We start from the raw sequence: 14,719 nt of genomic DNA, 5'->3' as shown, positions 1-14,719 counted from the left end.
AATGAGACAATTGCCAGAGAGCGGTCTCTACATAACATTTTCTGGCACCGCGCGTTATTTATCTCTATTGAATCGAGGTTACATAAGTAAAAAATGCTAAAAGTTATTGCCCAAGATTTTATAAAACCGGAACACATTATCGATGTTATGCCGCTGTATAAACAATTAGTGGCCAGTACAAAGCGTGAACCTCTTTGCATATCCTATGACTTATGTATCAACCATAAAGACCCAGGCCATTTTATTTTTGTTGAGGAATGGCCAGATCAAGCCGCTTTAGACATACATTGTGCCACTGCGCATTTCAGAGAATTGGTTCCACAAATCAACCGATACCAAAGAAGCGAGGGCACCTTCATCTTAATGCACTCTTTTGAATAACCCTTACGGGCGGCGAGTTACACTACGAGTTGCTCCTCCTCATGATATTGATTTTGCCACATAGCGGCGTAACGCCCATTGGTCAGTAATAGCGCGTCGTGGCGGCCTCGCTCTACAATTGCGCCGGCATCCAATACAATAATTTCATCCGCATCAATGATTGTTGATAGGCGATGGGCAATCACCAACGTAGTATGGTCGCGACTAACTTCTCGTAGATGAGCCTGAATTTCGCGCTCAGTTTGCGTATCTAACGCACTGGTTGCTTCATCGAATACCATTATTGCGGGGTTTTTGAGAATAGTGCGCGCAATGGCTACCCGCTGTTTTTCGCCACCGGAAAGCTTCAACCCCCGTTCCCCTACCCGCGTATCATACCCATCTGGCAGGCTGGTAATAAATTTATGGATATGTGCCAGTTTTGCCGCGCGTTCTATCTCTGCAAAAGTTGCAGACGTTCTGCCATAAGCGATGTTATAACGCAATGTGTCATTAAACAGCACGGTATCCTGCGGTACAATGCCAATCGCTTCGCGCAAACTTGACTGGGTAACCGCCCGAAAATCCTGATTATCAATATAAATCGCGCCGCCCGTCACATCATAAAAACGGAACAATAACCGTGAAAGCGTTGATTTCCCCGCACCAGAGGCCCCCACTACAGCGACTGTTTTACCCGCAGGGATGCTGAAACTCACGTTATCCAGAATAGGTCTGCGAGGATCATAACCAAAGCTGACCGACTCAAAACGGACTTCACCTTGTGTCAGTTTCAAAGGTAATGCATCTGGTCTGTCAGTCACTTCTTTCTTAACCATCAGTAGATCGAGCATATTTTCCATATCAATCAGGGCTTGTCTGATCTCAGAATAGATAAACCCAAAGAAATTAAGTGGTTGATATAACTGAAGCAGATAGGCATTAACTAATACGAAATCACCGATAGTCATGTTGCCCTGCGTGATACCTTGCGCCGCCATCGCCATCATGACGACCAATCCAATTGAGATTATTGCAGTCTGTCCAAGGCTCAATGCAGTAAAACTGAATTGATTTTTGATTGCCGCATGTTCATAAAGTTGCCGTGAGGTGTTGAAACGCTGCGCTTCAAACGCTTCATTACCAAAATATTTCACTGTTTCATAATTGAGCAAGCTGTCGATAGACTTAGTGTTAGCATCGGCATTGGCTTTATTTAGCTCACGCCTGAAGCGGGTTCGCCAACTGACGGCCATAACCGTAAACAAGATATAGCACCCAACCGTCACCAAAATCGCGATCGCAAACCAGCCATCTAATAGATGCCACATGATCAACGAAACCAGTGTTATTTCAAACAAAATTGGGAAGATAGAGAACAGCAAGCGCGAAAGTACAGTAGCAACGGCTTGAGTTCCGCGCTCAATTGACAGTGATAAACCACCGGTTTGTCGGTCCAGATGAAAGCGCAAACTTAGCTCATGCAATTGTTTAAATACCCGTAAGCCGAGTAACCGGGTCGCATTCTGGCTAACATGTACAAACATCACGTTTCGCAGTTCCTCAAATAAGGAGGCGCTAATTCTGGCGATGCCGTATGCAATAATGAAACCGATTGGAATAGCCAGCATCTTGGCGTTTTCACTGCTTAATGTATCAACCATTGCCTTATAGGCCAGTGGGACCAGAGTGGTACTAACCTTGGAAACCACCATAAATATCACCGCAGCAACCAAATAATAGCGAAGCTTAGGGTTATTTTTAGGCCACAGATAAGGCAGCAGGAACTTGAGTAAGCGTGAACGATCCATATTTATCTATTTGTCATCTCAGGTGAAATAGTTGTATTTATTTTTTTATATTCTGCCACGTATAAGTGGAATGGCCTAATGAGGCTATCAATATCTTGTCGTCGTAAAATTTAACGACCTACGCTGAGTTGTCCTGCCCCCAGGATGATAGGGAGTCAATGGGGAAACTCACTTCACTTGCCCCTCTTTTTTGATTAACAGACGAGTCTTATAAATCATAAATATTTGTGCACTATAATTAATGTAAATTTACTTAATTTGAGGTTATCTGATGGTGTGGCTGGAACAAGGGCTGTATCTAAGAGTCAGTGAAATGGACAATGGGCCAAGGCCACTACCACTTCAGAGCGGCTTTAATGAAACATCTGCCTATCGGGCATTAGGTCTATTCAATCCATCAGAAACCTCAGATGCTTACTATATATTGTCTAATGACCGCGATGAGATATGGTTTATCTGTAATCGCCATTTACGAACAGTGGCGTTATCGCCACATCCTGAAGATTTTAGAAGACCACTTTCCTCATTCATTGATATGCCTGCGTAAGTACCCTGTTGAGCAACGGTAAAGCAGATGAAACTCATCAATAGTTAGCGAGTTGTGCAACCGCACGCCTCTTGTTTCTGTGCAGTGATAAATTATGCTCATTACAACAAAGGGTCCATCGCCCTTATTCATTCATTTTTTTTGAACAAGATGAACGATTCTCTTTAGTATTCAAATTATGTGATCGGAGTAACATTATTCCTATCGAAAGCAACCCGCTTTCACATACACAAATAGAAGAGAATTTATTATGAAAACTACCATCGCAGCAATCGCACTTATCGCAGCAATCCTGGCACCAACTGTTTCAATGGCAAATATCGGCGACAGTGATAGCTATAAAGGGACCTACTCTATCAGCCAGGGCCAGAATACTACCACCACTGATCAGACAGCCAAAAACTAAGACAAAATAATAGCATAAAGTCCCACTTAGATTAAGTGGGGCTATTTATTAATGCCTTTATATTTAGTCCCTGTAGTATTAAACATCCCCTCAGCCATCCATAATTTATTTTATTATCGTTAAATTACTTCTTATCTTATTCCCCTTCAAATCAAATTAGCTTTATAAAAAATAGCCAATAAAAGATCGGTTATAGCCATAAAAATGCCCCGGCTTGATTAATCGTTTGGTTTGTATACAAGGTGGGGAAATCACTGCGGCCTCCGAATCTCGTCACGATATTCGCATTCGGAAGCCACTCTTGATTGCATTCTTATTCGTCGAAGAACCAGTAACCCTGATTAATCAATTCGGTTAACTCAGCCATGAAAGCTGGGTTATTTAGTGCCTCACCTAGCTCTTTCTTGCCAATCATGGTGTAACGACACAGTGCGTCAGCAGCTTTAGCATCGGTCGTTTCCAGCCGCTCACTGTTGATAAAGAAACTGTCGCCAACTTGCAGAACACGTAAGCCACTCAGGCGCGTCAAGATCTGACCATCCATCAAAGCACCCACAATTTCATCCTGCTCGTAGGGTGGTTGCGCGGCAGAGATATCCAACTCATGGCGCGGCGTGGTAGCAAAGCGGCCGAACCACTGCTTAAAATCTTCCGGCTGATTAATCATATCGACCATCATCTGGCGCAAACGATCAAGCTCGTGTTCCTCAACCCGCCCCGGATGTTCCCGGCAGGTTAAATCAGGATCACTGTAGTGCTCACCGCCGAGATCTTTCTCCAGCGCATAGTCAGCAAAACTACTGATCAGATCCCTGCCATTCGGCCCGCGAAATCCGACAGAGTAATTGAGTGCCGTTTCATGGGTGAAACCGTCGTGCGGAAAGCCCGGCGGGATATATAAAATGTCGCCCAGTTCGAGGTCTTCATCAATGATTGGTGTGAAAGGCTCAACATGCAGCAGCGCTGGATGTGGACAAAACTGCTTTAACGGCAGTTTGTCACCCACGCGCCAGCGGCGGCTGCCCATCCCCTGAATGATAAAGACATCGTATTGGTCGATATGCGGCCCGACACCCCCACCCGGTACGGAAAAAGAGATCATCAGATCGTCTAAACGCCAGTCCGGCAGCACGCGAAATGGGCGCACCAGTTCGGCAGACGGAGCATGCCAGTGGTTAACAGCCTGAGCCAACAACGACCATCCGGTCTCACCCAGGTTATCAAAATGCTCAAACGGCCCATTACTGGCCTGCCACTGGCCATTACTATGGCTGACAAGGCGGCTATCTACCTCCGCTTCCATCGCCAAACCCGCCAGTTCGTCTGGCGTAATAGGATCAATGAAGTTAGGGAAGGCATTTTTTAATATAACAGGTTGTTTTTGCCAGTATTTCTCTAAAAATTCGGGCCAATTAAGATTAAGTTGATAAGCCATGCTTTAACACCAGTGAGAAGACAAACGGCCCTGATTATAAAGTGGCTGCCCCATAGGCCGCCTTGTCATTGGTCAAGGCTATGTCGAGCGCATCAGCAAATAAGTCTATCCCCCCTTGCAAGATGGGGGGATAACGCACCCTTTCTACAGAAAGACAGAAATAGTGGCCGGTCTTATTACAATGCGTTAAATCGTGTTTCCACCTCGGTTATGGCGTCTACCCGTGTTTGATGTCGCCCCCCTTCAAATTCTGCATCAAGCCAGGCATCCACAATCATCTTAGCCAGTTCCAACCCTACGACCCTAGAGCCAAAAGCCAGTACATTAGTATTATTATGTTGTCGGGAAAGCTGTGCCGAATAAGGTTCGCTGCACACTACCGCGCGGATACCGGGATGTTTATTTGCCGTAATCGAGATACCTACGCCCGTACCACAAATCAAGACGCCACCATCAGCTTCCCCAGCCGTCACCGCCTCAGCAACTTCATTGGCATAACGTGGATAATCCGTACGTTCTGTAGACCACCAACCTTTGTCAATCACCTTGATGCCACGCGTTTGTAAGTGAGCAACAATATCCGCTTTCAGAATAAATCCAACATGATCACAACCCAGAGCAATACTTTTCATTGAATAACCTCTCATTCGTCAGTAAGCCAAACTTCACAAATTTCAGTTTTATGTGAGCTAAAACGATACTTTTAGTTAAAAACCCCGGCAATGGCGCGCAGCAATGTGTCCATTTTACGCACAATAATCATCGAATTTAAATAACTCGTGTAGTAACCATAAAGAACAATCCGTTAAACACCCCCATACAACACAATCAACCAATTGATTTTAATTATAATAAATTTATTTATAATATTTCACCCCGCCAATGAGAAACCACACAAACCATAATTACTTTATAAATTATCAAATTCTGTGAAGTTGATTGCATATTTCGTCAACACATTGTGGTGATATAGTGACGTCTTCAATTTTTGGACATGGGACCGAGATGAGTCAGTCAGAGTTTGATCAAGGTATTCCTAACGGGATCGGTATCGCCCCCTACCTACGAATGAAGCAGGAGGGAATGACGGAAAATGAAAGCCGTATTGTTGAATGGTTTCTTACACCTGGGAACTTGAGTGCCGCACCGGCGATTAAGGATGTTGCCGAGACCCTCATGGTGTCGGAAGCGATGATTGTTAAAGTTTCAAAACTGCTGGGTTTTAGTGGCTTTCGCAATCTGCGCAGTACGTTGATTGATTACTTCTCGCAGTCTGAACAGGTGTTACCGGCTGAGTTATCGTTTGATGAAGCGCCAGAGGATGTGGTTAATAAGGTATTTAACATCACCCTGCGCACGATTATGGAAGGGCAATCGATCGTTAACGTCGATGAAATCCACCGCGCTGCACGCTTTTTCTATGGTGCCAGACAGCGTGATTTATACGGCGTGGGTGGCTCGAATTCGATTTGTGCCGATATCGCGCATAAACTACTGCGTATAGGTGTGCGTTGCCAGGCTTACCAAGACGCACACATTATGATGATGTCCGCTGCATTACTGAAAGAAGGTGATGTGGTGCTGGTAGTGTCCCATTCCGGGCGCACCAGTGATTTAAAAGCCGCTGTAGAATTGGCAAAGAAGAATGGAGCGAAGATTATATGTATTACTCATAGCTATCACTCCCCTATTGCCAAACTGGCTGATTTTATTATTTGCTCGCCAGCACCAGAGACCCCTTTATTAGGGCGAAACGCCTCAGCGCGTATATTACAACTCACATTATTAGATGCATTTTTTGTTTCTGTAGCACAACAAGATATTGAACGAGCTACGATTAATCTGGAAAAAACCGGCGCTATTGTCGACTTTTTCCGGCGAGATAAATAATAGTAATAAAAAACCGGCATGCCTCTACTTTAAGACATGCCGGAACTCTCTCCCTACAATGAGAAATGAGCCATGAATAAACTTCTAAAACTCTTTAGTGGTGCAGCCATAGGTATGATGTTATCCACCAGTGCGTTCGCTGCCGCAGAGTATGCGGTTATTTTAAAAACGCTCTCTAATCCTTTTTGGGTGGATATGAAAAAAGGAATTGAAGAGGAGGCAAAAGTATTAGGTGTCAGTGTAGATATATTTGCGTCCCCCTCTGAAGGTGACTTTCAGTCTCAACTGCAATTATTCGAAGATCTGAGTAATAAGAATTACAAAGGTATAGCCTTTGCGCCACTGTCTTCAGTTAACCTGGTTATGCCTGTAGCTCGTGCCTGGCAAAAAGGAATTTATCTAGTCAATCTCGACGAGAAAATTGATATGGATAATCTGAAAAAAGCTAAAGGCAATGTCGAGGCCTTTGTCACGACCAACAATAATGCGGTAGGTGCCAAAGGAGCGGCTTTTATTATTGATAAATTAGGCACTACCGGTGGTGAAGTCGCTATTATCGAAGGTAAAGCGGGTAACGCTTCTGGTGAAGCACGCCGTGCGGGAGCAACGGAAGCATTTAAGCAAGCCAACCAAATCAAATTAGTTGCCAGTCAGCCTGCTGATTGGGATCGTATTAAAGCGCTAGATGTCGCCACCAATGTTTTGCAGCGCAACCCCAATCTGAAAGCTATCTATTGTGCCAATGACACCATGGCGATGGGGGCAGCACAGGCAGTCGCCAATGCAGGTAAAGTTGGCAAGATTCTGGTTGTCGGCACCGACGGAATCCCCGAAGCACGTAAGATGGTAGATGCCGGGCAAATGACCGCCACGGTTGCACAAAACCCAGCGAATATCGGTGCTACCGGGTTGAAACTGTTGGTGGAGGCGGTTCAACGGGGGAAAGTGATCCCATTGGATAAACAGCCGCAGTTTACGCTAGTGGATTCTGTACTGGTCACCAAATAGCATTATAGCCGTACCCACCCGGCTAACATCCGGTTAAAGAGCCAGCCACTCACTCGGCTTTCCTCTTACGGGTTAGCTCGGGTAAGGGTAGATTTCGGTAGGAATAAAAACTAAGGTGATTATATGGTCACGCCTTATATCTCTATGGCGGGGATCGGCAAATCCTTTGGGCCGGTTCATGCCTTAAAGTCCGTTGATTTAACTGTTTTCACACATGAAATTCATGCGTTATTAGGTGAGAATGGCGCAGGTAAATCAACGTTAATGAAAGTATTGTCAGGTACTCATTCCCCAACGAGTGGTTCAATAACTATTAATGATATTAATTACGACAAACTGGACCATAAACAGGCAGCGCAATTAGGTATCGGAATCATTTATCAGGAACTTAGTGTTATTGATGAATTGACAGTATTAGAAAATCTTTATATTGGCCGTCACCTGACGAAAAAAGTCTGCGGTATAAACATTGTAGACTGGAGAAAAATGCGTATCCAGGCAGCAATAATGTTATTGCGCGTGGGGTTAAAAGTCAGCCTTGATGAAAAAGTGGCTAATTTATCTATCAGTCATAAACAGATGTTGGAAATTGCTAAAACATTAATGCTCGATGCTAAAGTTATTATTATGGATGAGCCAACCTCATCACTGACTAATAAAGAGGTAGATTATCTCTTCTTAATTATGAATCAGTTGCGCAAGGAGGGCACGGCCATTGTTTATATCTCTCATAAACTGAATGAGATCCGCCGTATTTGCGATCGCTATACAGTAATGAAAGATGGTAGCAGTGTGTGTAGCGGCATGATTCAGGATGTCACTAACGACGATATTGTGCGCTTGATGGTCGGGCGCGAATTACAAAACCGCTTTATTGCCTTCAAAGAAAATGCCGGCAACGTGGTACGCGACACGGTGTTTGAGGTGAAAAACCTGACCAGTCGCGATAAGAAAAAAGTCCGCGATATTTCATTTGCTGTCAACCGGGGCGAGATCTTCGGGTTTGCCGGTTTGGTGGGTTCTGGCCGCACCGAATTAATGAATTGCCTGTTTGGTGTCGACAAAACCAGCCATGGCGAAGTCTGGCTGAATGGCAAAAATATCACCCCCCGCTCCCCGCTGGATGCACTGAAAAAAGGCATGGGCTATATCACTGAAAGCCGGCGTGAAAACGGTTTTTTCAGCAATTTCTCTATCGCTGAAAACATGGCTATCAGCCATAGCTTAAAAGAAGGGGGTTACAAAGGTGCAATGGGGTTGGTTAAGCCACAGCTTGAGCAGGAAATTGCCGAAGAACAACGCAGCCTACTGGCACTAAAGTGCCATTCGGTGTCGCAAAACATCACAGAACTGTCTGGCGGGAATCAGCAAAAGGTATTGATTTCTAAATGGTTATGCTGTCATCCCGACGTGATTATTTTTGATGAACCCACCCGAGGCATTGATGTGGGTGCTAAAGCCGAGATCTATAAAGTGATGCGCACCCTTGCAGATGAGGGAAAAGTCATTCTGATGGTCTCCTCTGAGCTTCCCGAAATTATTACCGTTTGCGACCGTATTGCGGTGTTTTGTGAAGGACGATTGACGCAAATCCTGACCAACCGTGATGACATCAGCGAAGAGGAGATTATGGCATGGGCATTACCACAAGAGTGAAATCGGATACGGCTGGGAAAAAGCCGTTTAACTTCGCCGCTTTTTGGGATAAATACGGCACTTTTTTCATTCTGGCGATCATTGTGGCTATCTTTGGCTCTATTTCGTCGGAGTATTTCCTTACTACCAATAACATCACGCAAATATTCGTCCAAAGCTCGGTCACCGTATTAATTGGGATGGGGGAGTTCTTTGCCATTTTAGTGGCGGGGATCGACTTGTCTGTTGGTGCGATTCTGGCGCTGTCTGGCATGGTTACCGCAAAATTGATGCTGGCAGGGGTCGATCCAATATTCGCAGCACTGATTGGTGGTGTGCTGGTAGGTGGCGCGCTGGGGGCCATTAATGGCTGTCTGGTCAACTGGACCGGCCTGCACCCTTTCATCATCACTCTTGGCACCAATGCCATTTTTCGCGGTATCACCCTAGTGATTTCTGATGCCAACTCGGTGTATGGCTTCTCGTTTGAGTTTGTAAATTTCTTTGCTGCCAGTGTGTTAGGCATTCCGGTACCGGTGTTATTCGCCCTGTTTATCGCCATAGTGCTTTGGTTTCTGACCACCCGTACACGCCTTGGGCGCAATATCTACGCCTTGGGCGGCAATAAAAACTCAGCTTTCTATTCCGGCATTGATGTGAAATTTCACATGCTCGTAGTGTTTATCATCTCGGGTATTTGTGCCGGTCTTGCTGGCGTGGTTTCGACAGCCCGCCTTGGCGCGGCTGAACCTCTGGCCGGGATGGGGTTTGAAACCTATGCCATCGCCAGTGCCATTATTGGTGGTACCAGCTTCTTCGGGGGCAAGGGGCGCATCTTTTCAGTGGTTATTGGTGGCCTGATTATAGGCACCATCAATAACGGCCTAAATATTCTCCAAGTACAAACCTATTACCAACTGGTGGTGATGGGCGGCCTGATTATTGCCGCTGTCGCCCTCGACCGACTTATCAGTAAGTAAGGACTCGATAATGAAGATATCTCCCTCCCTGATGTGTATGGATTTGCTGAAATTTAAAGAGCAAATTGAATTTATTGACCAAAATGCGGACTATTTTCACATCGACATTATGGATGGCCATTTTGTGCCTAACCTGACACTGTCCCCCTTTTTCGTCAGCCAAGTGAAGCGTATCGCCAGCAAACCACTGGACTGCCACTTAATGGTGACGCGCCCACAGGATTACATTGCTCCTTTGGCAAAAGCGGGCGCAGACTTTATCACGCTGCACCCAGAAACCCTCAACGGGCAAGCATTTCGCTTGATCGAGGAGATCCGTAGTTTAGGGATGAAAGTCGGCCTGATCCTCAATCCAGAAACACCGGTCGATAGTATGAAATATTACATTCATAAAGCAGATAAAATAACCGTCATGACGGTAGACCCAGGCTTTGCCGGACAGCCATTTATCCCTGAAATGTTAGATAAAATTGCTGAACTGAAAGCCTGGCGTGAAAAAAACCAGCTTAATTATGAAATTGAAATTGATGGTTCTTGTAATCAGGCAACTTACCAACGTCTGATTGAGGCTGGGGCCGATGTGCTAATTGTTGGCTCTTCCGGGCTGTTCAATCATGCCTCTGATATCGATAAAGCCTGGGCGCTGATGTCGCAACAAATCATTCATGCCAAGAGTGAGGTGTTACAGCATGCCTAAATATGACGTGGTGATCGGAGTCGATATGGGGGCGACCCATATCCGCTTTTGCTTACTCAAACGCGATGGCGTGATGCTTCATTGTGAGAAATTACGTACCGCTGATGTCATTGTCTCGGGGTTAGTTGCTGGATTAAGCGCCCGACTGCATCAATATCTTGAACGTTATAATGCATGCTGCCAAGGGCTGGTCATGGGGTTCCCGGCACTGGTAGAGAACGACAAAAAGAGCATTATTTCCACGCCAAATTTACCGTTAACCTCGACTGACCTGGCGGGGCTGGCCGATAAGCTGAGTGCAGCGCTGCACTGCCCGGTTCAATTCGAGCGTGATGTTAATATGCAACTCTCCTATGACGTACATGAACATCAACTTGAGCGGCAATTGGTCCTCGGTGCTTATCTTGGTACCGGCATGGGTTTTGCTATCTGGATGAATGGCGCCCCCTGGACTGGAGCACACGGCGTGGCAGGTGAATTGGGGCATATCCCCATGGGAGATGATGAAAAGCAGTGTGGATGCGGCAATTACGGCTGTTTGGAAACCACCTGCTCCGGTTTGGCGTTACGCCGATGGTATGACAGCACGCCGCGCGAGTTTGAGCTAAGTGAACTGTTTCTCTATGCCTCTGGGCAGCCGTTTATTGTGCAGTTTATGCAACGGACGGCGAAAGCCATTGCCACCAGCATTAACCTGTTTGATCCCCATGCAATAGTGCTCGGCGGCGGGGTGATGGATATGCCGGGTTTCCCACTAGAAGCATTGATCCGGCAAATACGAACTTATTTGCGCCGCCCGCTTTCCCATGACGTAGTGCGCTTCGTGCAAGCTTCATCGTCAGCATTTAACGGTGCCAGCGGCGCTGCGACAATAGCCAGTAAACAGTGGTTTATTTGACTGAACCTGCGTGTTCTTAAACGATGTCCTCTGCATCAGATATCGGCATATTGAGCCGCATGCTGATTATCTGCCCCGCAGCAGACCGGATTTCAAGTCGCCAGTGTTACCCTTCCCTGACTCAGAGCTGCCCCACGACCCATACCGGTTTTAAACAATATTCGCCGTTGCCGACCGGTATAATTTTAACATGCTGGCCTGACTTATTTTAATATCTTAGCTGCCTGTGCAAGGTAGTCGCTCTTCGACAGTCATATTATCAATATATTCTTTGGCTAATTATTTGCTGAAATTGATATTCTATTTTTCGCATATTTAAAGACGAAATTATTCTGTAGAACTGCCATTTCAAATAATCATCCTCATGATATAGTCAAATCCTATTATTTCACCAAGAAGACTCACAATAAGTGTAATTAACCACTCTTTTCATGTTGTTTTTCCAAAAACTATATATTAGATAATTTTATATAACGGGGAAGTACTATCTTATGCGCAAAATAACTTATTTAATAACAACATTAGCTATCACACTGAGCACCTTTGCATTGTCAGCTAATGCTGCGCCGAAAGGCAAAGACGCTCCGGTGACGATTTTAGTTTCAGCATTAACATACAGTTTTCCTCATTTTGTTTTTCTACAAGAGCAACTTGAAGATGAAGCTAAAAAATTAGGTAATATAAAAATCATTCGCTCTGATGGCCAATTAAGCGCACCTAAACAAATTGCCGATATTGAAGCAGCAATTGTTCAAGGGGTTGATGGCATTATTATTGCCCCAGCCGATGCAACCGCTCTGGCTCCCGTATTACGTAATGCGATTAAAGAAGGTATTTCCGTGGTCACCATTGACCGCCCGGTAAATGGGGTGCCCGAAGTTATTGCCAATGTAGCCGCAGATAATTTGATTGGTGCACAGCGTCAAGGGGAAGCAGTAGCAAAATTATTCCCTCAAGGAGCCACTATTATTAACTTACAGGGCATTCCGGGCGACAAAACGGCAAACGATCGTAATAAGGGCGTGCATGACACGTTGGATAAGCAGCCTGAACTTTACAAATTTGTCGCCGAGCAAACTGCACGCTTTAACCGTGACCAAGGCTTATCTGTTACAGAAAATCTGTTAACTGGCCTGGCTGAGACCCCAACAGTTATTGTCGCAGCTAATGATGACAGCGCGTTAGGGGCCGCCCAAGCGGTTGAAGCGCGAGGCTTAAAAGGCAAGATTGCTATCTTTGGTTACGATGGTTCAACTGATGCATTAAAGGCAGTACGAGACGGTGTACTCACCGCGACAATCGATCAGTACCCTGGGAAACAAGGCCGAGAGGCAGTAAAAATTCTGACCGATTACATCCGTACAGGTGCTCGCCCGGCAACAGCAGATGTCTTGGTTAGCCCTGTCGCAATTACCAGCAAAAATCTTAATGATGCAGAACGAATCGGGCTCGTAAAATAATGTCGTCCGCTATGTTATCACTCTCATCACCACCCGATTCTCCGGAAATCAATCGGGAAATAGATGAATATATTAGTGTCAGGAATCTGACCAAATTATTTTTTGGTCAGATGGTGCTTGATAACGTCTCTTTTTCTTTGCAGGCGGGGGAAATAAGAGCGTTATTAGGCGAAAATGGGGCCGGTAAATCAACACTAATTAATATATTAAGTGGCGTGCACCAACCTGATGGCGGCACTATTATTTTGCAAGGTCATACGACCTCATTTAATAAACCACTTGATGCCTGGAAGTCGGGTATTACAACTATTCATCAGGAATTTAGTCTATTCCCTGATTTAACGGTGGCCGAAACTATTTTCACCGGACATTTGCCGGTGAATCGATTTGGTTTTGTCCGTTGGAACACCATAGTGAAAGATGCGCGCCACGTATTGGCATTACTTGGCGTGACTATCAATCCCTTACGCAAGATTGCTGAATTAAGCATTGCTGAACAGCAGTTAGTTGAAATTGCGCGGGCGCTAACCTCCAAGCCCCGATTAATTATTATGGATGAGCCAACCGCGGCATTAAGTCCAGCGGAAGTGGATAAATTACAACAGGTGGTACGTACCATTGCTAAAAGCGGAGTGGCTGTTATTTACGTCAGCCACCGCCTTGAAGAAATTAAAGCCTTATGCCAAACCTACAGCGTGTTAAGAGATGGTCTGCTGGTCGGAGAAGGAGACGTCAAAGATGTCTCTATTGAGAGTCTGGTCCGTTTGATGGTAGGGCGCGATTTAGCGCAGTTCGACCGCAATGCGAGTCATATTACAGGTAGCAATATTCTGGAAGTCGAAAACCTGTCGAGTGCAGCGACGGGAGCTGAACGTGTCACCGTACGTAATGTCAGCTTTACGGTCAGGGCGGGTGAGATTGTCGGTTTTGCCGGGCTGGTAGGGGCCGGAAGAACTGAAATTGCCCGGCTGTTATTTGGCGCAGACCCAATAGGAAGCGGGACATTACGTATTAAGGGCAAAGTCTACCACCCGGCCTCTCCCCGTGATGCAATTGCTGCCGGTATTGGTCTGGTGCCGGAAGACCGTAAGCAGCAAGCCTTGTTTATGTCGCTGACGGTGGAAGAGAATTTCGCGATTATCTACTCCCCTTTACGCACGACCCGCCACGTTATTGATCGTCAACGTGAACGGATTTCCTTTCTTGATTTTAAAAAACAGCTAAACCTGCGCGCCGTCAGTTTGGGGGCCAATATTGCCACCTTATCAGGGGGCAATCAGCAAAAGGTAGTACTGGCACGTTGGATGGCTCAGCACCCGGCGCTGCTGATTGTCGATGAGCCGACGCGCGGCGTCGATATTGCCGCAAAAGCGGATGTCCACCGGTTGCTACGTGATATGGCGGCAAAGGGTGTCGCTATCATTCTGATTTCCTCGGATTTACCTGAAGTCCTTGCCGTCAGTGACCGTATTCTCACTCTGCGCGCCGGTCAATTGACCGGGGAGTTGTCGGCACAGGAAGCGAATGAAGAAAACGTTATGCAATTAATGACGCGCCCTATTGCGCAAGTGTGAATTAATTTATTGGATTAG

14 protein-coding genes are annotated in these 14,719 nt (G+C 45.8%); 11 read left to right on the top strand and 3 right to left on the bottom strand.

Annotated elements, in window-relative coordinates; translation table 11 throughout:
• Positions 1–93 precede the first annotated feature (93 nt).
• Complete coding sequence (locus Q2T71_RS04965) at positions 94–381, top strand: putative quinol monooxygenase (RefSeq protein ID WP_083159704.1); 288 nt, start codon at positions 94–96, stop codon at positions 379–381.
• Between the two features lie 17 nt (positions 382–398).
• Here Q2T71_RS04965 and Q2T71_RS04960 read toward each other — a convergent pair whose 3' ends face one another.
• Positions 399–2,171, bottom strand: coding sequence for an ABC transporter ATP-binding protein/permease (locus Q2T71_RS04960; RefSeq protein ID WP_372558319.1), 1,773 nt, complete (start codon positions 2,169–2,171; stop codon positions 399–401).
• Between the two features lie 271 nt (positions 2,172–2,442).
• On the opposite strand from Q2T71_RS04960, the gene Q2T71_RS04955 reads away from it, so the two are divergent.
• Both Q2T71_RS04955 and Q2T71_RS04950 read left to right on the top strand, forming a co-directional pair.
• Positions 2,443–2,718 carry a hypothetical protein gene (locus Q2T71_RS04955; protein ID WP_083159708.1) on the top strand — a complete coding sequence of 92 codons (276 nt, stop codon included), beginning with the start codon at positions 2,443–2,445 and terminating at the stop codon, positions 2,716–2,718.
• Between the two features lie 250 nt (positions 2,719–2,968).
• On the top strand, positions 2,969–3,124 hold the full coding sequence (locus Q2T71_RS04950) for a hypothetical protein (RefSeq protein ID WP_193784700.1): 156 nt from the start codon (positions 2,969–2,971) through the stop codon (positions 3,122–3,124).
• Between the two features lie 313 nt (positions 3,125–3,437).
• Here Q2T71_RS04950 and Q2T71_RS04945 read toward each other — a convergent pair whose 3' ends face one another.
• Together Q2T71_RS04945 and rpiB are read right to left on the bottom strand one after the other, a co-directional pair.
• Positions 3,438–4,559, bottom strand: a complete 1,122-nt coding sequence (locus Q2T71_RS04945) for a JmjC domain-containing protein (RefSeq protein WP_372558318.1) — start codon at positions 4,557–4,559, stop codon at positions 3,438–3,440.
• A gap of 176 nt (positions 4,560–4,735) precedes the next feature.
• On the bottom strand, positions 4,736–5,191 hold the full coding sequence (gene rpiB, locus Q2T71_RS04940; protein WP_050081743.1) for a bifunctional allose-6-phosphate isomerase/ribose-5-phosphate isomerase RpiB: 456 nt from the start codon (positions 5,189–5,191) through the stop codon (positions 4,736–4,738).
• 373 nt (positions 5,192–5,564) lie between these two features.
• Here rpiB and alsR point away from each other — a divergent pair, with 373 nt between their 5' ends.
• From alsR to Q2T71_RS04900, 8 genes are all read left to right on the top strand, one after another.
• The gene (alsR, locus tag Q2T71_RS04935) at positions 5,565–6,449 is read left to right on the top strand and encodes a D-allose utilization transcriptional regulator AlsR (RefSeq protein WP_083159713.1); all 885 of its coding nucleotides are present in this window, start codon (positions 5,565–5,567) and stop codon (positions 6,447–6,449) included.
• 72 nt (positions 6,450–6,521) lie between these two features.
• On the top strand, positions 6,522–7,457 hold the full coding sequence (gene alsB / locus Q2T71_RS04930; RefSeq protein ID WP_372558317.1) for a D-allose transporter substrate-binding protein: 936 nt from the start codon (positions 6,522–6,524) through the stop codon (positions 7,455–7,457).
• A 123-nt stretch (positions 7,458–7,580) separates the two neighbouring features.
• Positions 7,581–9,113, top strand: a complete 1,533-nt coding sequence (alsA, locus tag Q2T71_RS04925) for a D-allose ABC transporter ATP-binding protein AlsA (RefSeq protein WP_372558316.1) — start codon at positions 7,581–7,583, stop codon at positions 9,111–9,113.
• The gene (gene alsC / locus Q2T71_RS04920; RefSeq protein WP_049605299.1) at positions 9,092–10,072 is read left to right on the top strand and encodes a D-allose ABC transporter permease; all 981 of its coding nucleotides are present in this window, start codon (positions 9,092–9,094) and stop codon (positions 10,070–10,072) included. Before alsA ends, alsC begins: the two co-directional genes overlap by 22 nt.
• Positions 10,073–10,082: 10 nt before the next feature.
• Positions 10,083–10,769: a D-allulose 6-phosphate 3-epimerase gene (gene alsE, locus Q2T71_RS04915; RefSeq protein ID WP_372558315.1), complete on the top strand. Its 687-nt coding sequence runs from the start codon at positions 10,083–10,085 to the stop codon at positions 10,767–10,769.
• Positions 10,762–11,667, top strand: coding sequence for an allose kinase (alsK, locus tag Q2T71_RS04910; protein WP_372558314.1), 906 nt, complete (start codon positions 10,762–10,764; stop codon positions 11,665–11,667). The genes alsE and alsK overlap by 8 nt, the downstream gene beginning before the upstream one ends.
• A gap of 491 nt (positions 11,668–12,158) precedes the next feature.
• Positions 12,159–13,127 carry a substrate-binding domain-containing protein gene (locus Q2T71_RS04905; protein ID WP_083159721.1) on the top strand — a complete coding sequence of 323 codons (969 nt, stop codon included), beginning with the start codon at positions 12,159–12,161 and terminating at the stop codon, positions 13,125–13,127.
• Positions 13,127–14,701: a sugar ABC transporter ATP-binding protein gene (locus Q2T71_RS04900; protein WP_372558313.1), complete on the top strand. Its 1,575-nt coding sequence runs from the start codon at positions 13,127–13,129 to the stop codon at positions 14,699–14,701. Before Q2T71_RS04905 ends, Q2T71_RS04900 begins: the two co-directional genes overlap by 1 nt.
• Positions 14,702–14,719 lie beyond the last annotated feature (18 nt).

The organism is Yersinia sp. 1652 StPb PI (assembly GCF_041538345.1).
Lineage (GTDB): Bacteria > Pseudomonadota > Gammaproteobacteria > Enterobacterales > Enterobacteriaceae > Yersinia > Yersinia enterocolitica_E.
Note: the sequence above shows the minus strand (reverse complement) of the source record. Positions and strands in the feature narration are given on the sequence as shown.